Raw genomic sequence first — 23,303 nt, 5'->3', positions numbered from 1 at the left:
ATTTACCGCGTGTCGGCGTGCTTTTCGTCAGGGACTACCGTCCCGGCGACGATCAGCGCTTGATGTTCACGAGCTCCTCGAGCACCTGGTCGCTCGTGGTGATGACGCGCGAGCTGGCCTGGAAGCCGCGCTGGGCGAGGATCAGGTTGGTGAACTCGGCCGACAGGTCGACGTTCGACATCTCCAGGGCGCCGGCCATGATCTGGCCGCGCTGGCCCTGGCCCGCGACGCCGAGCTGCACGCCGCCGGAGTTCGCGGACTCGCGGAACGCGGTGTCGCCGATCTTCTCCAGGCCCATCGGGTTGGTGAAGTCCGCCACGGCCAGCTGGCAGATGTCGCGCTGCACGCCGTCGGAGAAGACGCCACGGACCTTGCCGTCCGCCGCGATCGAGTACGACGTGAGCTCGACGCCCGCGGGCAGCGTGCCGTCGATCATGTGCAGGTCGACGTCGGCCGGTCCGCCGGTGGGCAGGCCGGCGCCGTCGAGGGCGTAGCCCTGGACCCGCATGCCGTTGGGTGCCACCAGGACGCCGGTCTGGTCGAAGGTGAAGGCGCCCGCGCGGGAGTAGACGTTCTCGCCGCCGTCGCGCAGCACGAAGAAGCCGTCGCCCTGGAGCATCACGTCGGTGGGCCGGCCGGTGAGCTGCGCCGAGCCCTGGCCGAAGTTGGCGCTGGTGGCGGCGAGCTGGACGCCCAGGCCGATCTGGATCGGGTTGGTGCCGCCGCGCTCGGCGCTGCCGCCCGAGGCCGCCGTCAGCATCTGGCTGAGGGTGTCGGAGAAGACGGTGGTGCTCGACTTGAAGCCGGTGGTGTTGGCGTTGGCGATGTTGTTGCCGGTGACGTCGAGCATGGTCTGGTTGACCCGGAGGCCGGAGATGCCGGCGAACAGCGAACGAAGCATGGTGGTTCTCCTTCGGTGGTGGTGCTGGTGGTCGGGCGGTGCTGGTCAGGTGGTGGTGCTGGGGGTCCCGCTCGGCGGGACGTAGGTGCTGCCGGAGCCGCCCGTGCTCGGCGCCTGGATGGTGGGCGCGTCGCCGACGCTGACGACGTCGGTGATCGGGACCTTCTGGCCGTCGACGCTGAGCACCGGGCCCGAGGCCAGGTACGTCGTGCCCTGGACCTTCCCGCTCTGCTCGACGCCCTTCTCGTCGTACCAGCGCACGGTCTGGCCGATCATCGAGCTGGCACCGAAGGCGAGCTGGGTGCTGAGGATCATCGCGTTCTGGTCGGCGATGGAGCCGAGCTTCTCCAGCGACGTGAACTGCGCGGTCTGCGCGAGCATCTGCGAGGAGTCGGTCGGGTTGAGCGGGTCCTGGTACTTCATCTGGGTCACCATCAGCTCGAGGAACATGTTCTTGTCGTCGCTGGTGGTGGCCTTCGTCGTACCGGTGCTCGCGGTGCCGGTCACGCCGTAGCCGACGCCTTCGGTGGATCCGATGGACATGGGTGCCTCCTCAGACGGTCCGGTCGAGGCGACCGGTGGCCGGGGTCGGTTCGGTGAGGTACGACGGCTGGCGCGGCTCCTGGCGCCGCGGCTGGTCGCGGGTGGGCTGCTCGCGGGGCGCCTGCTCGCGCGGCTGGCCCTCGCGGGCCTGGGCGTCGGGGCCGGTGTGCAGGCCGGGCTGCGCGGCGGTGGCCGCCGGCTGGACGCTCGCTGTGGGGCCGGGGCCGGAGGACAGCAGCGGTGCGAACGGGTCGCGCACGCTGACCCGGGCCTCGGCGCCGGTGCGCTCCAGCAGCCGCTGCAGCTCGGGCGCACCGCCGGCCAGCGCCCGGTGCACCGCGGCCCCCTCGACGCCGTCGCCGCCCGCGAGCCGGACGTGCACCGAGCCGTCGCGGACCACGAGGGTCACCCGGACCTCGCCGAGCTGCTCGGGCTGGAGGGTGAGCGTGATCCGGTGGGTGCCGTTGCTCGCGGTGCTCACCAGCCGGGTGACCTCCGGGAACACCTGCTGCACGACCGCCTTCCCCACCGTCGAGTTGGGGGTTCCCACCGTCGAGTTGGGACTTCCCACCGTCGAGTCGGGACTTCCCACCGTCGAGTCGGGACTTTGCGACACGGTGGGTGGCAACACGTCGGGGTCGGCCGGACGCTGGCGGGCGGCCGGGTCGGCGACCATGACCAGGCGGCTCGCCACGGCCGGGGTGTCCCGCGCCGTGGTCGCCGCGGGAGCGTCGTGCGCTGCTGCGTCGTCGAGTGCCGGCGACGGAGCGGGCGAGACCGAGGGTGCCGGGGTGGGAACCCCCAAGTCACGGGTGGGAACCCCCAAGTCACGGGTGGGAACCCCCAAGTCACGGGTGGGAACCCCCAAGTCACGGGTGGAAAGGGGCACGTCGAGCGGCTGGACCGCCGCGGACCCCTCGGCGCTGGGCTCGGCGGACGCGGGCGCGGGTGCGGCGACCGTGGCGACCGAGGTCAGCACCGGCAGCGTCGCGGCCGGTACGGCGAGCGCGCCGGCGAGGGCCGCCGCGAAGGCGTCGCCGAAGCCGGGCTGGCCGTCGGGGTTCTCGCCGGTCGGCTGGTCGGGGACCTGGCCGTCGGTCGGGACGAGTGCCGGGATCCCCGGCAGGAAGGGCGCGATGCTCAACTCAGCTCCTCACCATCGCCATGATGTTGCGGACGTAGTTCTGGGTCTCCCGGTACGGCGGGATGCCGTCGTAGCGCGTGACCGCCCCGGGGCCGGCGTTGTAGGCCGCCAGGGCCAGGTCGGTGCGGCCGAACTTGTCGAGCAGCGAGCGCAGCAGCCGCGCCCCGCCGTCGATGGCCTGCGCCGGGTCGAAGGAGTTCTCGACGCCGAGGCCGCGGGCGGTGCCGGGCATGAGCTGCATCAGCCCCTGCGCGCCCGCCGGGCTGACGGCCTTCGCGTTGAAGCCGGACTCCTGCTTGGCGACGGCGGCGAGCAGCTCGCCGGGGACACCGGTGCGTGCGGCGGCGGCGTTGATCAGGTCGGCGTACGGCGTCGAGGCGGAGACCCGTGCGGAGATCCCCGCCGTGGCGGCCGGTCCCGAGGTGGGCGTCGCGGTGCTGGGGATGATCCGGCGGATCATGTCCGGCTCGGACGGGACGTCGACGATCCGCACGTTGAGCCCGGTGCGCGGCGCCTCGATCATCTTGCCGTCGCCGATGTAGATCGCGATGTGGTCGGCACCGTTGTTGCGGCTGGAGTTGTCCCACGCGATCAGGTCTCCGGGCTGGGCCTCGGCGAGGCTCTTGACCGCGGTGCCGGAGCGGGCCTGGTCGGCGGAGAGGCGTGGCAGGTCGTAGCCGAGGGACTTGTAGACCGACTGCACGAGCCCGGAGCAGTCGACGCCCTTCTCCTTGCTGGTGCCGCCCCAGACGTAGGGGAGACCGAGGTACTTCTTGGCCTCCTCGACGACGGCCTGGCCGCCGGCGCTGCCGGTGCTCGTGGCGGTGGCGCCGGCGGCGGAGAGCGCGTCGGAGAAGCCGGCGCCGGTCGTCGAGGTCGCCGAGGTCGCGGCGAACTGCGCGAGCTGGGCCTGGATCTGGCCGATCCGCGCGGTGACGACGTCGATGCTCATCGGGTCCCCCTCGCCCAGCGCTGGGCGGCCAGGTCGTCGGCCTCGCGGGCCTCCCGCCGTGCCGCCTCGGTACGACGGCGGGCCGCCCGCTGCTCCAGCAGGTGCTCGACCGCGGCGAGCCGGGCCTTGTCGGCGCCCCAGCGGGCGCGGGCCTCGGCCGCGACGACCTCGGTGGTCGCCAGCTCGGTGCGGGTCTCGCCGGCGAGCAGCCCGGCGCCAGTCAGGGCGGCGCGCTGTGCGAGGAGCGCGCCGGGCGTGCTGACGGCGGGGACGGAGGAGCCGGCCAGGACGCCGGTCAGGCTGTCGAGACGCGTGGTGAGCGCGGCCTGCTCGGCGAGCACCTGCTGCAGGCCGATCCGGCTATCGGTCTCGCGAACCTCGCGGACCCGTACGACGGCGGCCAGGCTGCGGTCCTCACGGTGCGCGCTCACGACGCCACCAGGCCGGCGAGCCGGTCCCAGGTCTCGGTGGGCGGGGTCAGCTCGTCCATGCCCTGCTGGAGGAAGGCCTCGATCCGGGGCAGCCGGGCGAGGGCGGCGTCGGCGTGCTCGTCGGCTCCGGCGACGTACGCCCCGATCTCGACGAGCTCCTTCACGGAGCGGTGCGCGGCGAGCATCCGGCGCAGCCGGGCGGCGTCGCCCTGCTGGTCCAGCGTGGTCACCGCGCGGTGGACGCGGGAGATCGACTCCAGCACGTCGATGGCGGGGAAGTGGCCGGCGGTGGCGAGGTCGCGGGTGAGCACGACGTGGCCGTCGAGGATCGAGCGGGCGGTGTCGCCGATCGGGTCCTGGAGGTCGTCGCCCTCGACGAGGACGGTGTAGAGCCCGGTGATCGAGCCGTGCGCGGACGTGCCGGCACGCTCCAGCAGGCGGGGGAGCAGACCGAAGACGCTGGGCGGGTAGCCGCGCGTGGCCGGCGGCTCGCCCGCGGACAGGCCGATCTCGCGCTGCGCCATGGCGACCCGGGTGAGCGAGTCCATCATCAGCAGCACGTCGCGGCCGGCGTCGCGGAACCACTCGGCGATCCGGGTCGCGGTGAAGGCGGCGCGCAGCCGCTCGACGGCAGGGGCGTCCGACGTCGCCACGACCACGACCGAGCGGGCCAGGCCCTCGGGACCGAGGTCGCCGTCGAGGAACTCGCGCACCTCGCGGCCACGCTCGCCGACCAGGGCGATCACGTTGACCTCGGCGTCGGTGCCGCGGGCGATCATCGACAGCAGCGACGACTTGCCGACACCGGACCCGGCCATGATGCCGAGCCGCTGGCCGCGCCCGGCGGGGACGAGCGCGTCGAGGGCCCGTACGCCGAGCCCGAGCGGCTCGGTGATCCGGGGCCGGGACAGCGGGTCCGGTGCGCCGTGCTCGGTCGAGACGGACAGCAGGCCGTCGAGCGGCGGGCCGCCGTCGATCGGGCGGCCGAGGCCGTCGAGCACGCGGCCGCGCAGGGCGTCGCCGACCGAGATCCGCAGCGGGCCCCCGGTGGCGTGGACGTGGTCGCCGACGCGGACGCCGGTCGTCGTACCGAGCGGGAGGCAGACCGCGGCGCCGTCGCGCAGGGCGGCGACCTCGGCCAGCAACGGACCGCTGGCGGTGCGGACCTCGACCAGGTCGCCGGCGGCGGCCGACGGCAGGCCGCGGACCTCCAGGTGCAGGCCGACCAGCTCGGTCACCGTGCCCAGCCGCAGCGGGCGGGCGGCGGCGACGGCACGGTCGAGCACGGGCGCGGTGATCCTCACGACAGCACCTCCCGCACCCGCGCCATCGCGGCGTCGATGCGCAGGTCCGTGACCGAGCCGTCGGGCGACTCGACCAGCGCGTCCGCGCGACCGAGGGTGGCGTCGGCGACGACCTCCACGCCGCGGGCGGCGAGGTCGCGAGCGGCCTCGGTCGGCACCACGGCGGGGTGCAGCCGCACCCGGCCGACCGGTACGGCGGGCAGCACCTGCAGCACCCGGACGACCACGTCCGCGGACGCCACGTGCACGCCCAGGATCTCCGCGGTGAGCGCGCAGGCGAGCTCGCTCGCCTGCTGCTCGACCGCGGCGGCGAGGTCGTCGAGCAGCCCCCTGACCTGCTCGGCGGCCCGGCCCAGGGCGGCCACGGCGGCGTCGTGCTCGGCCTGGCGGCCGGACTCGGCGGCCTGGTGCCGGGCGCCGCGCTCGGCCTCCTCGGCGGCGGCCTGCTCGGCAGCCGCGCGTCGTCCCTCGGCCCACCCGACGGCGTACCCCTGGGCCCGGGCGGCCTCCCGGGCCTTGGTCGCGAGCCCGTCGAGCATCGACTCGGTGACCGCGTCGCCGAGCACCGAGGAGCCACCGAGCCGGGTCCACTGCCCGACCCGGAGCTCCGGCGTCGCGACGCCGCCGCGGGGCTCAGACGACGAACTCATCGTCGTTCCCTCGCCGGACCATGATCTGGCCCTGCTCCTCGAGCTGGCGGATGGTGCGGATGACGCCCTGCTGGGCCTCCTCGACCTGCGCGAGGCGGACGGCGCCGAGCAGCTCGACCTCGTCGAGCAGGTTCTCTGCGGCGCGCTCGGACAGGTTGCCGGTGATCTTGCTGCGGACCGCGTCGCTGACGCCCTTGAGGGCGAGGGCGAGGTCGGCGGTGTCGACCTGGCGGAGCACCTGCTGCACCGACCGGTCGTCGAGGCCGACGATGTCCTCGAACATGAACATCCGGCTCTTGACCTCGTCGGCCAGCGACGGGTCGAGACCTTCCAGGCCCTCGACGATCTGCCGCTCCGTGGGGCGGTCCGAGCGGTTGATGATGTTGACGAGCGGATCCACGCCGCCGACCCGGGAGACCTCCGCGGGCTGGAGCATCGAGGACAGCTTGCGCTCGAGGATCGCCTCGACGGTGCGCACGATCTCGGGCGACGTACGGTCCATCACCGCGATCCGGTGCGCGACCACCGCCTGCTGGTGGGCGGGCAGGCCGCTCAGCAGCAGGGACGCCTTGTCCGCGGCCATGTGAGCGAGCACCAGCGCGATCACCTGGGGGTGCTCGTCGGCGATGAAGGAGCGCAGCTGCGCGGGGTCCGCGCGGTGCAGGAACTGGAAGGGCATCTGCACGGCCGCGGCGTGCAGCCGCTCCATGATCTCCTTCGCGCGCTCCGGGCCGAGCGACTGCTCCAGCAGCTGCTGGGCGAAGCCGAAGCCGCCCTGGGTGACGTGCGCGTGCGCCGTCGCCAGGTCGTGGAACTCGCTGAGCACCTGGCTGGTCTCGTCGGCGGTCACCGCGTCCAGCCGGGCGATCTCGGCGGAGATCGCCTCGACCTCGGCGTCGGAGAGGTGGGACATCACCTGGGCGGCGCGGTCCTTGCCGAGCTGGATGAGCAGGACGGCGGCCTTGCGCACGCCCAGCTGGGCGATGGCGGAGGTGGTGCCGGTGGCCATGATCGTCATTTCCGCGGCTCCACCAGCCAGCCGCGCAGCAGCGCGGCCACGTCGTCGGGCTGCTTCTCGACGAGCGCGATGAGCTCCTCGCGCATCGACTCGTCCTCGTCGGACTCCGCCGCCTCCAGCGCGGCCAGGGCGGGCGACTCCAGCACCGGCGTGCGGTTGGCGGCGTCGAGGCGGAGCTGCTCGACGACGTACGACGTCGCCTCGTCGCGGGCCTTGGCCCGGCGCCGGGCCTGCCACCAGGCCATCAGCGCCACGAGCATCACGCCGCCGCCGATGCCGAGGTTGCGCAGCAGGGCGTTCTTGCGGTCGGCCGCGTCGGCGGCCTTCGCGGCCGCGATCTCCTTGGCGTTGGCGTCGGCCACGCTGCGGTCGAAGGGCAGCACGGAGACCTCGATCGTGTCGCCGCGGGTCGGCTCGATGCCGACCGCGCTGGTCAGCTGGTCCTTGATCACCTGCGGCTGGATCTTCGCCGCCGCCGTCGCGTCGAGGGTCACGCCCACCCCGAGCCGGTTGATCGCGCCGGGCGCGGTCTCGCGGGTCTCGACGACCTCGTCGAGGGCGTTGTCGCGCGTGGTGCTGGTGTTCTCGTACGCCGAGTCGCCGCTCCCCGCCGCGGTGGGGTCCATCTGCCCGTCGGGGCCGACCACGCCACCGGCGCCGTCGGTGCCGGAGCCGGCCGGACCGTTGTACTTCTCGGTCGTCGTGGACTCCGAGATCGGCGGGTTCTTGCGGTCGTTGGTGTACTTGCGGCTCTTGACGACCGCCTTGTCGAAGTCGAGGTCGGCGGTGACCGTGGCGGTCGAGTTGCCCGGGCCGACCCACTTGTCGAGCGCGGCCTGGATCTTGGCCTGCATCGAGCCCTCGAAGGCCGCGACCTCCTTGGCCCGCGCCGAGGCGGCGCCCGAGCCGGAGTCGGTGCCGTCCGCGGTGAGCAGCTTGCCGGTCGCGTCGGAGATGGTGACGTTCTTCGGGTCCAGGCCGTCGATGCTGCGGGCGACCAGGCTGACCATCGACTGCACCTGCTCGTCGTCGAGCTTCGCCCCGGGCGCGGTCTCGACGAGCACCGACGCCGTGGTCGGCTTCTGCTCGTCGCTGAAGACCTGCTGCTCGGGCATCGCCAGGTGGACGATCGCGGTGTCGACGCCGTCCATCGCCTCCAGGGTCTTGGCGACCTCGCCCTCCATGGCGCGCTTGAAGTTGGTGCGCTCCTGGGACTCCGAGGTGGACAGGCTCTGGCCCTCGAGCGTCTCGTAGCCGCCGGTGCCGGAGTCACCCGGGAGGCCCTTGCCCTGCAGCTTCACGCGGGTGGTGTAGACGTCGTTGCGCGGCACCATGACGGTGTTGCCACCGTCGGCGAGCTCGTAGGAGACACCCTCGGCGTCGAGCTCGTCGACGATCGCGCTGGCGTCCTTCCCGGAGAGGTTGGAGTAGAGCGGGGCGTAGGTCGGCGCGGAGACCCAGCGGAAGACCAGGAAGGCCGCGATGAGGAGGGCCGCCGTGCCGATGACGGCGACGGCCTTCTGGCCGGCGGTGAAGGCCGCGAACGTGTCGCGGGCGCGGGTGAGCGCTTGGGAGAGTCGTTGCTGCATCGTTCAGTCCTCAGACCTGCATCCGCATGATCTCGTTGAACGCCTCGATCCCCTTGTTGCGCAGGGCGACCGTGAGCTGGCTGGCGACCGAGGCCTCGCTGGCGGCGATCGTGTAGTCGTGGATGTTCTCGAGCTTGCCGGTGGCGGCCTGCACGGCGAGGCCGTCGGCCTTGTCGGTCAGCCCTTCGAGCCGGTCGAGGCCGTCGAGGACCATCGAGCCGAACTCGGTGTCCGTGCCCGCGGGGGCCTGGACCGCCGTCGAGGGCGTGATCGCGGCGGCGGGGTTGATGCTCGCCGTGCCGGAGATCGACGGGAAGCTGAGGGGTACGACGTCCATCACCGCGCCCCGATCTGCAGTGCCGCGGTGTAGGTGTCCTGGGCGGTCTTGGTGACCTGCACCGAGGCCTGGTAGCCGCGCTGGGCCATGACCAGCTGGCTCATCTGCGAGGACATGTCCGTGTCGGGCATCCGGACGTAGCCGTCGGCGTCCGCGAGCGGGTTGTCCGGCGCGCTGACCATCCGGCCCTCGGCGCTGGACTGGGCGAAGCCCTCGACGTCGACCCCACCGTCGGCACGCGGGTCCAGGACGACGTACGTCGCCCGGAAGGCGTCCTGGTCGGTGGAGCGGACCGTGTTGACGTTGGCGATGTTGTCGGCCAGCGCGTCGAGCCAGACCTGGTGCGCGCCGAGCGAGGTGTTCGCGATCCGCAGGGTGTCGAAGGCGCCCATCACGCACCGCCGCCGATCATCGAGCTCAGGCGGGACTGCCGGTCGCTGATCGCGCGGCCCATGATCTGGTACTGGTACTGGGTCTGCACCGCGGCGATCGACTCCTTGCGGAGGTCGACGTTGTTGTCGTTGGCACCGACGGGAGTGTCCGTGGCCTCGGTCGTGGCGCCCAGTGCACCGGGGCCGCCCGTGCGCGCCGTACCGCGCTCGATGGCCTTCTCCAGCGCGGACTCGAACTCCACGCTGCGGGCCCGGAAGCCGGGGGTGTCGACGTTGGCGATGTTGTCCGCGATCACGTTCTGCCGCGTGGACAGCCCGTTGATCGCGGTGTGCAACACGAAGTCGACGCCGTCGGACGCTGCGAAGGACACGAGCGAGCTCCTCGGGGAGCACCGACCGGGGTCGGTGCGTGCGGTGCCGGTCCTTCGGCGGGGGTGAGCAATCCGTCGCTCACGGGGCCTGATCGGTCCCCGGCCCGGCGACCTGAGTCGGGACGGCTGGGACTTGGTCCCGAGTAGTTCGGCCGATCGGCGCTCGCCGGGCTCCTGGCGCGCGTCGTACCGGGCGCGGCGGGCGGCACACGGGCGCTCCGGCGGACCGGCGACCGGTTCGTCGGGGACGCCGGTCGTCTCGGAGCGGCGCCCGCACCATCTACCCGGGCGTTGTGGCATCTACCAGGGTGGTCGACCACCCTGGTAGAGGCAAGAACACGTAGTTACAAGGCGCTCAGAGCAGCACGACCGAGAGCACCCCGTCGCCGTACCCGGCGATGGAGACGGCGAGGTCCCCGCGCCGCCCGAGCGTCAGCGTGCTGATCCGCAGCTGCGGGTCGAGCGGGGGGCCGGCGGGGTGCAGCGCGTGCAGCTTGAGGTGGTCGGCGCCGGCGACGTTGAACATGGACGCCGCGATGTTGAGCACCTCGTAGAGGTTCTCGGCGAGGATGTCGGTGAGCTTGCCGTCCTCGACCGCGGCCTCCGCGCCGCCGGGCGGCACCAGCCCGATCGCCGCGCCGGCGTGGGCGGAGAAGGTCAGGTCGCAGGCGATGAGGGCCCGGATCTGGAGCTGGTCGTCGACGTACACCGCGACGGAGGCGGGGGTGTCCGGCCCGGGGGCGTACGGCGCCCCGGGGGACAGCGTGACCTCGCGGCCGAGCAGCTCGGTGAGCAGGTCGCGGACCTGCTTGGGCTGGGGGAGGTGGACCACCATGACGACCTCAGAGCACCGTGCGGAGGGCGTCGTCGAACGCCTCCGGGGTGAACGGCTTGGCGATCAGGAAGGCCGCACCGGCCGAGGCGGCGCGCTGCCGCATCTCCTCCGAGCCCTCCGAGGTGACGAAGCCGAAGGCGACCTCGGAGCCCGAGGCGCGCAGCGCGGCCAGGCAGTCGATGCCGTTCATCTCCGGCATGTTCCAGTCCGAGAGCACCAGGTCGGGTGCCTCGGAGCGGACCATCTCCAGCGCCTCGCGGCCGTTCTCGGCCTCGACGATGTCGTGCCCGCCGTGGCCGGCCTGGCGCAGGGTGCGGATGACGATCTGCCGCATCACGCGGCTGTCGTCGGCGATCAGGATCTTCATCGGGAGCCTCCGTTGCTGGAGCCGGGCCGGGGGACGTGGACGCAGACCCGCACCGGGCCGCCGCGCCAGGCGAGGTCGAGGCGGCAGACCTCGACGACGTCGCTGGCGAAGACCGCGCGGCCGGCGGCGACGGCGGGCAGGGACAGCACGCTGGGGCCGGGCATCAGGCTCTTGAGGTTGCCGCCGACCATGTTGACGAGCTCGCCGACCGCGTCGGCGACGTCGGCGTCGGCGACCTCGGCGGCGGGCAGGTCGAGCATGCCGGCACCGAGCAGCCGGGCGGCGTCCTCCTGCAGCTCGACGGTGACCACGCCCTGCCAGCCACCGCTCACGGTGACGGCGGCCGACCACACGCCGGTCGCGTCGAACGGCGAGCCGGACGGCACCTGCCGCGGCAGGAGCACCTCCTCCTCGCCGAGCAGCGCGAGCCAGACGTCCTCGGTGACGGCGCGGACGTCGTCCTCGGCCGGGGCCTCGACCTCGTCGGTGAGCACGCTCATGCCGGCACCCCCTGGTCGGAGGCGGGCACGAGGCCGAGCAGCGAGAGCTTCTCCACGATCGCGTCCGGGGTGAACGGCTTGATGACGTACTCGTGGGCGCCGGCGGCCAGCGCGCGCACGATGTTGCGCTGCTCGCTCTCGGTCGTGACCATCATCAGCGTCACGTCGCGCCACTCCGGGTTGGCCCGGACCTCGGTGATGAAGGTGTAGCCGTCCATCACCGGCATGTTCCAGTCCACCAGGCACACGTCGGGTACGACGCCTGCCCGCATCTGGTCGAGCGCGGCCTGGCCGTGCTCGGCCTCGCTCGTCTCGAACTCGAGCCCGGACACGATGCGGCGCAGGATGCTGCGCATCGCCCGGGAGTCGTCGATGATCATGGCTCGCACGATCAGGCTCCTGTCCTGGAGAGGGTCATGGCGGTCGCGCGCCGGTAGGCCGGCACCCGCCCGATCTGGTCGCGCCGCCACGAGGCGGCGAGGTCGGCCGGCATGTCGAGGGTGGTCTCCGACGAGCCGAGCAGCAGGAATCCGTCGACGGCGAGCATCGGCAGCATCCGGCGCAGGATGTCGGCCTTGGTCTCGGCGTCGAAGTAGATGAGCACGTTGCGCAGCCAGATGACGTCGAAGCTGCCGAGCATCGGGAACGGCGCCGCGAGATTCATGTGCTTGACGGTGACCCGTTCGCGCAGCCGCTCGGCGACCTCCCACTCACGCCCCACCCGGGTGAAGTAGCGCACCAGGCTGGTCGCGGGCAGCCCGCGGTTGACCTCGACCTGGCTGTACCGGCCGGCCTGGACGCGGGCGAGCATCTGGGTGGAGATGTCGGTGCAGACGATCTCGTACTCCCACCCGGCCGGCAGGTGCTGGTCGAGCAGCATCGCGATGGAGTAGGCCTCCTGGCCACTGGAGCAGGCCGCGCTCCAGATCCGCAGGCGGCGGGTCAGCGCCCGCTCCTCCAGCAGCGGCGGGAGCATGGCGTCGGTGAACGCCTGGTACGGCGTGTGGTCGCGGAAGAAGCTGGTCTCGTTGATGGTCAGGGCGTCGATCACCTTGCGGCGCTCGTCGGCGTCGAAGGCCAGGCGGGCGACGTACTGCTCGAGGTCCAGGCCCTTGGCGTTCGCCAACGGGGTCAGCCGGGCCTCGACGAGGTACTCCTTGCCCTCGTCGTACACCATCGACGTCTCCCGGCGTACCAGCGCCGAGACGGACGCGAAAGCGGTGGGGGCGGTCATGCCCCGTCATTCGGCCGGGCGCGATAGTCCCTGACGAAAAGCACTACTTTTCGCACCGGAAGAGTGCTTTTCGTCAGGGACTACGCCGCGGGGCCGATGGACGAGCCGTGACCAAGATCAGGGTTCTCGTCGTCGACGACTCGGCACTCGTACGACGCCTGGTGACCACCGCGCTGAGCGGAGCCGCCGACATCGAGGTGGCCGGCGTGGCCCGGGACGGTCTGGAGGCCGTGCGGATGGTGGACGAGCTGCGGCCCGACGTGGTCACCCTCGACATCGAGATGCCGCACCTGGACGGTCTCGGGGCGCTCACCCGGATCCGGGACAAGCACGCCCGGCTGCCGGTCATCATGTTCTCGACGCTCACCGAGCGGGGCGCGACCGCGACCCTCGACGCCCTCTCCCGTGGGGCGTCGGACTACGTCACGAAGCCGTCCAACACCGGGCAGATCGCCGACGGCATCGCGGCCGTGCGCGACCAGCTGGTGCCGCGGATCCGCGCGTTGGCGGGCCTGCGCAAGCTGACGCCCGGTGCGGGCGGACCGATCGTGCGCCGGGAGCGCGCCGGCCGGACCCCGCCCCCGGGCCCGGTGAGCGCGCTGCTCATCGGCTGCTCGACCGGGGGCCCGGACGCGCTGGCCCGGCTGCTGCCGCGGCTGCCCGGCGACCTCGGCATCCCGGTGCTCGTGGTCCAGCACATGCCGCCGGTCTTCACCGCGATGCTGGCCCAGCGTCTCGACAAGGTCTCCCAGCTGTCCGTGCGCGAGGCGGCCGAGGGCGACGAGGTGTGCCCGGGCGAGGTGCTGATCGCGCCCGGCGACTTCCACCTGCGGGTACGACGCGGCGCGGGCGCCGTGCGGGTGAGCCTCGACCAGGGCCCGCAGGAGAACTTCTGCCGTCCGGCGGTGGACGTGATGTTCCGCTCCGCGCTGGAGGTGTGGGGCGGATCCGCGCTGGCGACGGTGCTCACCGGGATGGGCCAGGACGGTCTCGCCGGGGCTCGGCAGCTGGCGGCCGCCGGCGCCCGGATCCTGGTCCAGGACGAGGACTCCTCGGTGGTGTGGGGGATGCCGGGCGCCGTGGCGAGTGCGGGCCTCGCGGACGACGTGCTGCCGCTGGAGGGGCTGGCCGACCGCATCGTCGGCACGGTGCGGCGCTCTCACGCCGCTTGACCGCTGAGGTTACGGCCGGCGAGGTCATCGGAATCGAGGATTGAGGCCGTCTCGGGGCGAAGCGTTCCATGGACGGACCATCCGTCCTCTGGAGGCCTCCCGTGTCCCGTCATCGCTCCCCTCGGCGCGCCCGTCGCGTCCTCTCCCGCCTGGGCTCGGCCGGGCTGCTCGTCGCCGGCGCGGCCTTCGTCGCCACGACGGCGTCGCCGCCGACCGCCTCCGCGGCCGGGCAGTCGATCTCGACGACGACCAACGTCGCCGCCTCCACCGGCAACGGCACCTGCCTGCACCCGAACGCGGTGACCGACCCGACCAACTGCAACGCCTACACCTCGCGTGAGGACGTCTGGCTGAGCAACCTGCCGCAGGGCCTCCCCGACGGGGACTACTTCTTCGCGGTCTCCGTGCCCGGTAGCCAGGCGGACCCGAACGACGGCGCCAGCGGCCTGCTCTCGACCGACTCGCACCTCGACCGCTCCTTCCGGATCGACAACGGCACGGTCACCGGCCTGGGCACGCACCTCGTCGAGAACCAGCGGGTGCAGCTCTTCCCGTTCGACGAGACCACCAACGGCGGCGGGGTCTACATCGCCAGTGTGTGCAGCCTCGCGGACTACCCGGTGAGCGGCTCGGACTGCACGCACGACGCCTTCAAGGTCGGGCCGGACCAGCCGGACGTGGCCTTCGGGCCGACCGTCCTCAAGGACGCCGCGGGTGACTACACCCGCACCTACGCCTGGACCGTCGACAAGGTTGCCGACAAGACCAGCGTGTCCGGCACCTCGGGCAGCGCCACCGTCAGCTACACGGTCACCGTCGGCCACGACGCCGGCACGGTCTCCGGCGTCGTCGTCGGCGGCACGATCACGGTCTTCAACCCGAACGCCGACCCGCTGGTCGCCGACGTGACCGACCAGCTCTCCGACGGCACCGCCTGCTCGGTGACCGGTGGCGCGGGGGCCGTGCTCCAGCCCGGTGACAACGACTTCGCCTACACCTGCGCGCTCGCCGCGCTGCCCCAGGCGCAGCTCGACAACACCGCGACCGCGACGTGGACCGACCAGGCCGTCGGCAACGCCCAGCTCGCGGCCGGCAGTGCGGACTTCCTGTTCAGCGACGTGTCCTTCACGGCCGCCCTGGTCGACGACTGCGCAGCGGTGGTCGACACCTGGGCGGGCGCGCTCGGGACGGTCTGCGTGGGTGACGCGAACCCGACGGCCTACCACTACGCGCGGACCTTCCCCTTCGACACCCCGGGCTGCGTGGTGCACCCGAACACCGCGACGGCCACCGCCGACGACAGCGGTACGCCGGTCAGCGACAGTGCCGACGTGACGGTCTGCAAGGTCCCGCTGTCCACCGGGGCGCACACGATCGGCTTCTGGTCCAACAAGAACGGCCAGGGCGTCATCAAGGGCGGGCCGGCGCCGGGCGGCGTGTGCGCGTCGGGGACCTACCTGCGCACCTTCGCCCCGTTCAAGGACCTGGCGGCCAACGCGAGCTGTGCGACCGTCGCGTCGTACGTCGCCACGGTGATCTCGAAGGCCACCGCCAGCACGATGAACCCGATGCTCAAGGCACAGATGCTCGCCACCGCGCTGGACGTGTGGTTCACCGGACCGGGCAGCACCGTGGCGACCCAGAAGTTCCTGCCGCACAGCAACCTCGGCGGGACCACGATCGACCTCACGCACGTCAAGGGCACGAACGTGAGCAGTGCCTTCGGCGGGGCCACCAGCCTGACGGTCAGCCAGATGCTGGCCTACGCCGCAGCGCAGTCGAACGTCGGCGGCAGTGTCTGGTACGCCAACGTGAAGGCGACCCAGACCAAGGCCAAGGACGCCTTCGACGCGATCAACAACCAGGCGGCGTACGGCCCCTGATCGCCGTCAGGCCGTGATGTCGAGGTAGACCGGGGAGGCCGGCGCGGTCGTCGCGTCGGCCACCCGGTCGGCCACCTGACGCTGCTGGTGCTTGTCGGACAGCATCGCCGGGATCGCCTCCATCAGCGCCTGCTGGCGCGCCAGGAGCTGGCGGGCCCGGGGCACGAACTCGTCGGGGATCGGGCCGAGGTCCGAGGGCGGCAGCCAGGGCACGTCACCGGGCCCGGCGTCGCCGGCGATCATCTCCTCGGCGCGCTCGGCGTGCGCCTCGAGCCGGTCCAGCGCCTCGCGCCAGGACAGCGGCCGGCGCGGGGCGATCCCGTCGGGCACGGGCGGCGGCACGGGGGTCACTGGAGCGCCGCCGTCATCGCCGCCTCGCGCCAGGTGTCGCACAGCTGGCGGGAGAGGTCGAGGGCCTGCCGGGTGGTCTCCGGGTCACGCTTGACGTTCGCGTCGACGTAGCAGCCCCGCAGGTACTGGTAGAGCGCGGCGAGCTGCTTGCCCGCGGGCATCTTCTCCACGTCGAGGCTGGACTCCAGCTCGATGACGACGTCCTGCGCGTGCAGCAGGTGGCGGTGCGCCTCGGTCCAGGCGCCCGTCTCCTGCGCGGCGAGCGCGCGCTCGCCGTCGAGGACGAGCCGTTCGACGAGCATCACCAGCAGCCGGGCCGGGGAGGCCGTGGCCACCGCGTTCTCGCGATAGGCGGACTGGGCGCTGTGCACCGTTCGGGTCGCATACATCGGGGGGTCGGTCCTCACTGGGTGGATGCGGACAGGGAGTCGAGCTGGCTGGTGAGCCACGACGACTGGCTGTTGAGCTGGGACAGGGCGGTCTCCAGCGCGGTGTACTGCCGTTCGAGGGTCTTGCGACGCAGCTCCAGCCGGTCGTCCCAGTCGGCGATGCTCGCGTTCAGGCGGGTGATCGTCGTGGTGTGGCTGGTGATCGCGTTGGTGACCGAGCCGGCGTACTTGTCGCTGGCCTGGTTGGCGACCGTCTGCACGCGGGCCGCGAAGCCGGTCGCGCCGGTGAAGGCCGCGGCGACGGCGTCCGGGTCGGCGGCGTACGACGCGGCGAGCTTGTCGGCGTCGAAGGTGAGCTTGCCGTAGCGGTCGATCTGGACGCCGAACTTCGCCATCGAGGAGCCGTCGGCGGGGTAGATCGCGTCCTGGAGCGCACCCGCGACGCGGCGCAGCGTGCTGTCGCCGGCGAGCGTGCCCTTGGCGTCGGTGCTGTTGGACGTCAGCGTCGCGATCGAGGTGAGCGCCGCGTTGACCTGGTCGACGAAGGACTTGACCGCGTCGGACTGGCCCTGCGCGTCGCGGACCACGCTCAGGTCCGCGCTGCCGGTGGCGCTCGGGCCGAGCGTCACCGTCACCCCCGGTACGACGTTCGCGAAGGTGTTGCTCGTCGAGGTGGCCGTGATCCCGCCGATCTCGATGCTCGCGTCCCGGCCGGCGCGGACGGTGCCGCCGCCGAGCAGCGGAGCGCCGGTGCTGTCGGTGAGCTCGAAGGCCTGTGCCTGGCCGGTGGCGGTGGACTCGACGAGCAGCCGGTACTGGTCGGTCCCGCCGCTGCTGCCGGTGCGCACGAGGGTGGCCCGCACGCCGGCGTTGGCGCCGTTGATCGCGGTGGCGAGCTCCTCCAGCGTGCCGCTGGCGGTGCTGATCGCGAGGTCCGGCTGGCCGTCGCGCTTGAGGAGCACGCCGGTCGTCGCGCCGGTGACGCTGTCGGTCCGCGCGTGCGCGTCGGTGAAGGCGACCTGGTGGGTGAGCGCGGTCTGGCCGACGGTGACGGTGAAGCCGCCGGGAGCGGCGGCCGAGGTGGCGGACACGGACACGCCGGTGTTGCTGGAGGTGGCCTTGAGCGTGGACCAGGTGCCGGTGGTCGGCTTGGCCATCGCGCCGGCGGCGGTGGCGAGGGACTGCAGCGCGGTGTTCAGCTTCTGCAGGGCGGAGACCTTGGACTGCTCGGTCGTGACCTGCGTCTTGAGCTTGGTCTGCGACTGCGACTCCAGCGTCATCAGCTGGTCGATGATGCTCGCTGTGTTGAGGCCGCTGGCGAGGCCGCCGACGCTGGTGGTGCCTGCCATGTCGTCCTCCGTTGCTGGGCTGGTCGGGAAACGAGTGAGTGCCGGTGGGCCGGTCGGGCCCACCGGCACTCAGTCGTGTGCGGATGCTGCGGGATCAGCCGCGGAGCAGCTGCAGCACGCCGTTCGGGGCCGAGTTGGCCTGGGCGAGCATGGCCGTGCCGGCCTGGGAGAGGATCTGCGAGCGGGTGAGGCTCATCATCTCCTGGGCCATGTCGGTGTCGCGGATCCGCGACTCGGAGGCGGACAGGTTCTCGATCGCGACGTTGACGTTGTTGATCGTGTGCTCGAACCGGTTCTGCACCGCACCGAGGGCGGCACGCTGGGTGGAGACCTCGGTGATGGCCGCCTGCAGCGTGTTGCTGTCGGTGATGTCGACGGCGGCGACCGCGGCACCGGCGGTGAAGTCGGCGAGCGACGTCGCGTCGATGTCGATGGTGTCGGCGTTGTCGTAGCCCACCTGGAAGGTCAGCGCGTTGCCCGCGAAGAGGTCGACACCGTTGAACTTGGTGTTGTCCTTGATCCGGGTGATCTCGGTGTTGAGCGCGTCGAACTCCGCCTGCAGGGCCGCCTGCGACTCGGTGTTCTGGGTGCCGTTGTTGTACTGCACCGAGAGGTCGTTCATGCGCTGCAGCATGGAGTGGACCTCGGTGAGCGCGCCTTCAGCGGTCTGCGCGACCGAGACGCCGTCCTGGGCGTTGCGGACCGCGACCTTCAGGCCACCGACCTGCGAGCGCAGGCCCTCGGAGATGGCGAGGCCGGCGGCGTCGTCGGCGGCCCGGTTGATCCGGAAGCCGGACGACAGCTTCTCCATCGACTTCGAGAGCTGGTTCTGCGTGACCGACAGGTTGCGGTACGAGTTCGTGGCCTCGATGTTCTGGTTGATGCGAAGACCCATGATATTTCCCTCCTGGAATCAGGTGTCAGTGGTGGTTCTCGGGTGACCGTCCGTGGTCTCCCGTCGCGGTGGTGATCGGTACGCCGACCGCGAGCCTGAGAGGTTTTCTCAGCAGTTTCGGGGGCCGCGCCGAGATCAGCCGACCGCGTCGAGCGGGGTGGCGACGCCGCGCCGCGCGCCGTCGGCGTGGCGGGCGGCCACCGCGGCGAAGTAGGACTCGCGGCGGCGCTGGGCCACGCCGCCCGTCTTGCCGGTGCTCTGCACCAGCGACGGCTCGAGGGCGTGGTTGAGCGCGTCGCGCAGCAGGGTGAGCGCCTCGGCCCGCATCTGCGAGATGCGCGAGTCGGTGACCCCGAGCTCGGCGGCGATCTCGGCCATCGGCCGCTCGGCGAAGAAGTAGTCGCGCACGACGACCCGCAGCCGCTCGGGCAGCTCCTCGATCGCCTCGCGCAGGTAGGTCAGTCGCTCCGCGTGCTCGACGAGGTCCTCCGGCGAGGGGGCGCGGGTCGGGACCAGCTCCTCGATCGGCGTGGTGGCCGAGCCCTGCAGCGAGAGCACCTGGGCGCGGGAGACGTCGTCGTCGTTGGCGACGACCTCGTCCGGCGACATGCCCGCGGCCTGGGCGACCTCGGCGACCGACGGGGTGCGGCCGAGCACGTTGGCCAGCCGGCCACGGGTCTCGGCGAGGTCGCGGGCCCGGCGCCGCACGGAGCGCGAGGCCCAGTCGACCGAGCGGAGCTCGTCCAGCAGCGCGCCGCGGATGCGGGTGGCGGCGTACCGGTCGAAGGGGACACCGCGCTCGGCGTCGTACGCCCGGGCGGCGAGGACGAGCGCGGTCAGCCCCGCGGAGGTGAGGTCGTCGCGACTGACGTGCGACGGCACCCGGCCCATCGTCTCCCGGACGATGTGGCCGACCAGGGGCATGTGGGTGGTGATCAGCTCGTCCGTCTCGCCGGCGACGGTGCCCTCGTACTCGTTCACGTCCACGAGATTCCTGGTTTGCGTCGGCGTGTCGCAGAGAAATGCGGCCCGAGTGTCCGCTCGGTCGGCCAATACAGGACCGAGGTCCCGGTTCTGACTGGTTCCAAGGAGTGTCCGCAGGCGGGCCTTTGGGCGGAACTGCTCAGGTCTGCCTTCCCTCGAACGATGGGCGAGATCACGAACCCCGCACCTCGGGGGCTAGGGAGAGACCGGAGAAAAGATCGACATGGACAGGCTTTCGCAGATCCTGTGGCGCGAGCGCGAGCTGCTCGAGACCCTCGCCTACAAGCTCGAGGTCGAGCGGATGGTGCTCGCCTCCGGGCGCACCCGCTGGCTCGTCAACGCGACCCGGGAGATCGAGTCGGTGCTGGAGGACATGCGCGCCACCGAGGTGCTGCGCGCCACCGCCGCCGACGAGGCGGCCGAGCAGCTCGGCCTGACGCCCAACCCCTCGCTGGGTGCGCTCGCCGAGTCCGCGCCCGACCCGTGGCGCGGCATCCTGCTCGACCACCGCGACGCGATGGTCGCCCTGGCCCGCGAGATCGCCGAGACGTCGGAGGACGCCAAGGGCCTGATCACCGCCGGCTACCGCTCCGCGCGCGAGACCCTGCTCGCCATCGGCGGTACGACGACCGCGAGCTACACCCCCTCCGGCGACGCCGTCGTCGAGCCGGCCGCGCCGCGCCTGGTCGACCGGAGCCTGTGATGTCCGGCTCCTTCGGCGGGATCTCCGCGGCCTCCGCCGCGCTGCGCTTCCAGCAGGTCGCCCTCGACGTGGCCGGCAGCAACATCTCCAACGCCAGCACCGACGGCTACGTCCGCCGCCGCGTGGTCGGGGAGACGATCAGCACCAACGTCCCGGCCGTGTGGTCGCGCTCGGACAGCTTCGGGGGCACCGTCGGCGTCGGCGAGGTACGCCGGATGGTGGACCCGCTGCTCGACACCCGGGTCCGCCGCGAGCACGCCACCCTCGCCGGGCTGCAGACCTCGCGGACGGTCCTGGCCCGCGTGGAGGAGGGCATCGGCGAGCCCGGCGACAACGGCGTGTACGCCGCCCTGCTCGACTTCCGCAACGCCTGGCAGGACCTCTCGACCAACCCCGGCGGCGACGCCGCGCGCCAGCAGGTGCTCGGCAGCGCCGAGACGCTCGCGCAGGCGCTGCGGATCCAGGTCGGCAACGTCACCGGTGAGGAGGCCGACCAGCGGGTGCACCTCAACAACATCGTCGCCGAGGTCAACACGGCCGCCACGGGCATCGCCGAGCTCAACCACAGCATCCTGGTGACCGAGCAGAACGGCACCGACGCCGGCACCCTGCGCGACCAGCGCGACCAGCTCGCGCTGCGGCTCGCCGAGCTCACCGGCGCGGTGACCACGGTCCGCGCGGACGGGCAGTTCGACGTCGCCGTCGGCGGCGAGAGCCTGGTTTCTGGCCGGGAGGCCGGCGCCTTCGTGGTCGCCTCGGGCGTGACGCCCTCCGGTGCTGCCGACGGCGCGCCGATCACGTTCCGCATCGACGCCAGCTGGGGGAGCACCGTGCTCCCGACCGGGCCGGGCGGCGCCGGCGGTGAGCTGGGCGCGGTGACCGACATCCTGACGACCGTGCTGCCGTCGTACCGGGTGGGGCTGGACACCATCGCCGCCGACCTCGCGAACGCGGTCAACACCCAGCACGCCCTCGGGTACGACGCGAGCGGCGCCGCGGGCGGGACGTTCTTCTCCTACGACCCGCTCCTCGGCGCGGCCAGCCTGCAGGTCGCGATCACCGACCCGGCGCTGGTCGCCGCGTCCTCGGTGACCGGCGGCGCCCGCGACGGCGCGAACGCCGACGCGCTGAGCCGGGCCGGCGACGCCGCCGAGGCCTACCAGCGCCTCGTCAACGGCTTCGGCACCAAGGTGGCCTCGCTGGAGCGCCAGGTCGCCAACCAGACCTCGCTGACCAGCTCGCTCGACGGCGCGTGGGAGCAGCAGGCCGGCGTCAACCTCGACGAGGAGACCGTCAACATGATGACCGCACAGCGTTCCTACGAGGCGGCGGCGCGGCTGCTGACCACCCTCGACGAGGTGCTGGACACCCTGATCAACCGGACCGGGCTGGTGGGTCGATGAGCATCGGACGTGTCACCCAGCGGATGATGACGCAGAGCTCGCTGGCCAACCTCCAGCTCGGCCTCGGCCGGCTCGCCCGGGTCCAGGAGCAGCTCTCCACGGGCCGGGTCATCAACCGGCCCTCCGACAACCCGACCGGCACCACCGCCTCGATGCGGCTACGCAGCTCGGTGGCCGACCAGGCGCAGTACTCCCGCAACGCCCAGGACGGCATCGGCTGGCTCACCCAGGTCGACTCCGCCCTCGACTCGGTGACCACCGCGGTCAAGCGGGCCCGCGACCTCGCGCTGCAGGGCGCGAACGCCTCGGCCTCCGGCTCGGTCGCCCGGGAGGCACTGGCCACCGAGGTCGACGGGATCAAGGCCGAGCTGCTCTCGCGGGCGAACACCAAGTACCTCGACAGCCCGGTCTTCGGCGGCGTCACCGCCGGCAACCAGGCCTACGACGCCAGCGGCGCCTACGTCGGCACGCTCGGGGACGTCAACCGCCGGGTCGCCGACGGGGTCCTGGTCAAGGTCGACGTCGACGGCCCCAGCGTCTTCGGCAACGGCGCCACGTCGGCGTTCGCCGAGCTGGACGCCCTCTCGACCGCGCTGCGCGCCGGCGACCAGACCGGCATCAGCAACGCGATCAACACGCTCAACAGCCGGATCGACACGGTCACCAGCGCCCGCACCGCCGCGGGCACCCGCTACCAGCGCCTGGAGCAGGCGGACCAGACCGCCTCGGACGCCAAGATCTCGCTCGACAACCAGCTGAGCACGATCGAGAACGCCGACCTGGCGCAGACCACCGTGGAGCTCAAGCTCCAGGAGGTCGCCTACCAGGCGGCGCTCGGGGCCACCTCGCGCGTGATGCAGCCGAGCCTGCTCGACTTCCTGCGATGAGCGGCACTGCCACAATGACCCGCATGGACATCCCCGTCATCGAGCTCGCACACCCGATGCCCGGCTTCCCCGACGACGGCCGCTTCGCGCTGGTCCGCCTCGACGAGGACGGCGTGCTGCTCGGGTTCCGCTCGCTCGACAGCGCGGACCTCCAGTTCGTGGTCGTCCCGCCCGCGCCCTTCTACCCGGACTACGCCCCGGAGATCGGCGACGACGTGGTGAGCGAGCTCGGCATCGAGGAGGCGGCCGCCGGTGAGGTGCTCGTGCTGCTGGTCGTGCACGCCGGCGCCACCCTCGCCGAGACGACCGTCAACCTGCGCGCCCCGCTCGTCGTCAACCCGGCCACCCGCAAGGCCAGCCAGGTGATCCTCGACGACACGGACCTGCCACTCGCCGCCCCGCTGGTCGCCTGAGGCACTAGCCTGCTGCTGTGCTGGTTCTCTCCCGACGTGTCGGCGAAAGCGTCGTCATCGGCGACGGCTCGCCCGAGGCCGTGACCGTCACCGTGCTCGAGGTGCGCGGCGACGTCGTACGGATCGGGATCGACGCGCCCCGCTCCGTCGCGGTCCACCGCGCCGAGCTGCTCGCCGAGCTGGCCGACGCCAACGCCGAGGCCGCCTCGCCCACGCCCGACGCCGTCGCGTCGCTCACCGAGGCGCTGCGCACCCGCAAGTAGCCCCTCGGGTCCGCCCTCCGGACCCGTCTCCCGGGACCTGGTC

Annotated in this window: 29 protein-coding genes; 7 read left to right on the top strand and 22 right to left on the bottom strand. The window is 72.4% G+C overall.

Annotation, left to right across the window (positions count from 1 at the left end; genetic code table 11):
• Positions 1 to 52: 52 nt before the first annotated feature.
• The 17 genes from MRBLML1_RS10885 to MRBLML1_RS10805 form a co-directional block, all read right to left on the bottom strand.
• On the bottom strand, positions 53 to 901 hold the full coding sequence (locus tag MRBLML1_RS10885; RefSeq protein WP_364515505.1) for a flagellar hook protein FlgE: 849 nt from the start codon (positions 899 to 901) through the stop codon (positions 53 to 55).
• 45 nt (positions 902 to 946) lie between these two features.
• Positions 947 to 1,444, bottom strand: coding sequence for a flagellar hook assembly protein FlgD (locus MRBLML1_RS10880; protein ID WP_364515502.1), 498 nt, complete (start codon positions 1,442 to 1,444; stop codon positions 947 to 949).
• 10 nt (positions 1,445 to 1,454) lie between these two features.
• Complete coding sequence (locus MRBLML1_RS10875) at positions 1,455 to 2,588, bottom strand: flagellar hook-length control protein FliK (RefSeq protein WP_364515499.1); 1,134 nt, start codon at positions 2,586 to 2,588, stop codon at positions 1,455 to 1,457.
• A gap of 1 nt (position 2,589) precedes the next feature.
• Positions 2,590 to 3,540, bottom strand: coding sequence for a transglycosylase SLT domain-containing protein (locus tag MRBLML1_RS10870; protein WP_364515496.1), 951 nt, complete (start codon positions 3,538 to 3,540; stop codon positions 2,590 to 2,592).
• Positions 3,537 to 3,971, bottom strand: a complete 435-nt coding sequence (locus tag MRBLML1_RS10865) for a flagellar FliJ family protein (protein ID WP_364515494.1) — start codon at positions 3,969 to 3,971, stop codon at positions 3,537 to 3,539. The genes MRBLML1_RS10870 and MRBLML1_RS10865 overlap by 4 nt, the downstream gene beginning before the upstream one ends.
• Entirely contained in the window at positions 3,968 to 5,275 is a 1,308-nt protein-coding gene (locus MRBLML1_RS10860; RefSeq protein WP_364515491.1) for a FliI/YscN family ATPase, read from the bottom strand. Before MRBLML1_RS10860 ends, MRBLML1_RS10865 begins: the two co-directional genes overlap by 4 nt.
• Entirely contained in the window at positions 5,272 to 5,925 is a 654-nt protein-coding gene (locus MRBLML1_RS10855) for a hypothetical protein (protein WP_364515488.1), read from the bottom strand. Before MRBLML1_RS10855 ends, MRBLML1_RS10860 begins: the two co-directional genes overlap by 4 nt.
• Complete coding sequence (gene fliG / locus MRBLML1_RS10850; protein ID WP_364515485.1) at positions 5,909 to 6,943, bottom strand: flagellar motor switch protein FliG; 1,035 nt, start codon at positions 6,941 to 6,943, stop codon at positions 5,909 to 5,911. Before fliG ends, MRBLML1_RS10855 begins: the two co-directional genes overlap by 17 nt.
• Entirely contained in the window at positions 6,940 to 8,532 is a 1,593-nt protein-coding gene (fliF, locus tag MRBLML1_RS10845) for a flagellar basal-body MS-ring/collar protein FliF (protein WP_364515482.1), read from the bottom strand. The genes fliG and fliF overlap by 4 nt, the downstream gene beginning before the upstream one ends.
• Before the next feature lie 10 nt (positions 8,533 to 8,542).
• On the bottom strand, positions 8,543 to 8,869 hold the full coding sequence (locus tag MRBLML1_RS10840; RefSeq protein WP_364515480.1) for a flagellar hook-basal body complex protein FliE: 327 nt from the start codon (positions 8,867 to 8,869) through the stop codon (positions 8,543 to 8,545).
• Positions 8,869 to 9,261, bottom strand: coding sequence for a flagellar basal body rod protein FlgC (locus tag MRBLML1_RS10835; protein ID WP_364515477.1), 393 nt, complete (start codon positions 9,259 to 9,261; stop codon positions 8,869 to 8,871). The genes MRBLML1_RS10840 and MRBLML1_RS10835 overlap by 1 nt, the downstream gene beginning before the upstream one ends.
• On the bottom strand, positions 9,261 to 9,632 hold the full coding sequence (locus MRBLML1_RS10830) for a flagellar basal body rod protein FlgB (RefSeq protein WP_364515474.1): 372 nt from the start codon (positions 9,630 to 9,632) through the stop codon (positions 9,261 to 9,263). Before MRBLML1_RS10830 ends, MRBLML1_RS10835 begins: the two co-directional genes overlap by 1 nt.
• Before the next feature lie 355 nt (positions 9,633 to 9,987).
• On the bottom strand, positions 9,988 to 10,467 hold the full coding sequence (locus MRBLML1_RS10825) for a hypothetical protein (protein ID WP_364515471.1): 480 nt from the start codon (positions 10,465 to 10,467) through the stop codon (positions 9,988 to 9,990).
• Positions 10,468 to 10,474: 7 nt separating this feature from the next.
• A complete protein-coding gene (locus MRBLML1_RS10820) occupies positions 10,475 to 10,834 on the bottom strand; it encodes a response regulator (RefSeq protein ID WP_364515468.1) in 360 nt (119 codons plus the stop codon).
• The gene (locus tag MRBLML1_RS10815; RefSeq protein WP_364515465.1) at positions 10,831 to 11,334 is read right to left on the bottom strand and encodes a chemotaxis protein CheX; all 504 of its coding nucleotides are present in this window, start codon (positions 11,332 to 11,334) and stop codon (positions 10,831 to 10,833) included. Before MRBLML1_RS10815 ends, MRBLML1_RS10820 begins: the two co-directional genes overlap by 4 nt.
• A complete protein-coding gene (locus MRBLML1_RS10810) occupies positions 11,331 to 11,714 on the bottom strand; it encodes a response regulator (RefSeq protein ID WP_364515462.1) in 384 nt (127 codons plus the stop codon). Before MRBLML1_RS10810 ends, MRBLML1_RS10815 begins: the two co-directional genes overlap by 4 nt.
• An 11-nt stretch (positions 11,715 to 11,725) precedes the next feature.
• On the bottom strand, positions 11,726 to 12,568 hold the full coding sequence (locus MRBLML1_RS10805) for a CheR family methyltransferase (protein WP_364515459.1): 843 nt from the start codon (positions 12,566 to 12,568) through the stop codon (positions 11,726 to 11,728).
• Between the two features lie 107 nt (positions 12,569 to 12,675).
• Between MRBLML1_RS10805 and MRBLML1_RS10800 the strand changes: the two genes are divergently transcribed.
• Positions 12,676 to 13,740, top strand: coding sequence for a protein-glutamate methylesterase/protein-glutamine glutaminase (locus MRBLML1_RS10800; RefSeq protein ID WP_364515456.1), 1,065 nt, complete (start codon positions 12,676 to 12,678; stop codon positions 13,738 to 13,740).
• 101 nt (positions 13,741 to 13,841) lie between these two features.
• Positions 13,842 to 15,623 carry a hypothetical protein gene (locus MRBLML1_RS10795; RefSeq protein ID WP_364515453.1) on the top strand — a complete coding sequence of 594 codons (1,782 nt, stop codon included), beginning with the start codon at positions 13,842 to 13,844 and terminating at the stop codon, positions 15,621 to 15,623.
• A 6-nt stretch (positions 15,624 to 15,629) separates the two neighbouring features.
• Here MRBLML1_RS10795 and MRBLML1_RS10790 read toward each other — a convergent pair whose 3' ends face one another.
• The 5 genes from MRBLML1_RS10790 to MRBLML1_RS10770 form a co-directional block, all read right to left on the bottom strand.
• Complete coding sequence (locus tag MRBLML1_RS10790) at positions 15,630 to 15,965, bottom strand: hypothetical protein (protein ID WP_364515450.1); 336 nt, start codon at positions 15,963 to 15,965, stop codon at positions 15,630 to 15,632.
• A 5-nt stretch (positions 15,966 to 15,970) separates the two neighbouring features.
• Entirely contained in the window at positions 15,971 to 16,363 is a 393-nt protein-coding gene (gene fliS / locus MRBLML1_RS10785) for a flagellar export chaperone FliS (RefSeq protein WP_364515447.1), read from the bottom strand.
• Positions 16,364 to 16,377: 14 nt separating this feature from the next.
• Positions 16,378 to 17,712, bottom strand: a complete 1,335-nt coding sequence (fliD, locus tag MRBLML1_RS10780; RefSeq protein ID WP_364515444.1) for a flagellar filament capping protein FliD — start codon at positions 17,710 to 17,712, stop codon at positions 16,378 to 16,380.
• Between the two features lie 94 nt (positions 17,713 to 17,806).
• Entirely contained in the window at positions 17,807 to 18,607 is an 801-nt protein-coding gene (locus MRBLML1_RS10775) for a flagellin (protein WP_056896645.1), read from the bottom strand.
• A gap of 135 nt (positions 18,608 to 18,742) precedes the next feature.
• Positions 18,743 to 19,588, bottom strand: coding sequence for a sigma-70 family RNA polymerase sigma factor (locus MRBLML1_RS10770; RefSeq protein ID WP_364515440.1), 846 nt, complete (start codon positions 19,586 to 19,588; stop codon positions 18,743 to 18,745).
• Positions 19,589 to 19,814: 226 nt separating this feature from the next.
• Here MRBLML1_RS10770 and flgN point away from each other — a divergent pair, with 226 nt between their 5' ends.
• Genes flgN through csrA form a run of 5 tightly spaced genes read left to right on the top strand, consistent with a single transcriptional unit; the run spans position 19,815 to position 23,260 of the window.
• The gene (gene flgN, locus MRBLML1_RS10765) at positions 19,815 to 20,294 is read left to right on the top strand and encodes a flagellar export chaperone FlgN (protein ID WP_364515437.1); all 480 of its coding nucleotides are present in this window, start codon (positions 19,815 to 19,817) and stop codon (positions 20,292 to 20,294) included.
• Positions 20,294 to 21,697, top strand: coding sequence for a flagellar hook-associated protein FlgK (flgK, locus tag MRBLML1_RS10760; RefSeq protein ID WP_364515434.1), 1,404 nt, complete (start codon positions 20,294 to 20,296; stop codon positions 21,695 to 21,697). The genes flgN and flgK overlap by 1 nt, the downstream gene beginning before the upstream one ends.
• Positions 21,694 to 22,584, top strand: coding sequence for a flagellar hook-associated protein FlgL (gene flgL, locus MRBLML1_RS10755; RefSeq protein ID WP_364515431.1), 891 nt, complete (start codon positions 21,694 to 21,696; stop codon positions 22,582 to 22,584). The genes flgK and flgL overlap by 4 nt, the downstream gene beginning before the upstream one ends.
• 23 nt (positions 22,585 to 22,607) lie before the next feature.
• Complete coding sequence (fliW, locus tag MRBLML1_RS10750) at positions 22,608 to 22,997, top strand: flagellar assembly protein FliW (protein ID WP_364515428.1); 390 nt, start codon at positions 22,608 to 22,610, stop codon at positions 22,995 to 22,997.
• A 17-nt stretch (positions 22,998 to 23,014) separates the two neighbouring features.
• On the top strand, positions 23,015 to 23,260 hold the full coding sequence (gene csrA, locus MRBLML1_RS10745) for a carbon storage regulator CsrA (protein ID WP_364515425.1): 246 nt from the start codon (positions 23,015 to 23,017) through the stop codon (positions 23,258 to 23,260).
• The last annotated feature ends 43 nt before the right edge of the window (positions 23,261 to 23,303 follow it).

Source organism: Nocardioides sp. LML1-1-1.1, from assembly GCF_040676175.1.
In the GTDB taxonomy this organism is placed as follows: Bacteria; Actinomycetota; Actinomycetes; order Propionibacteriales; family Nocardioidaceae; genus Nocardioides.
The sequence above is the reverse complement of the archived record's forward strand: the minus strand, read 5'-3'. Positions and strand labels throughout refer to the sequence as shown.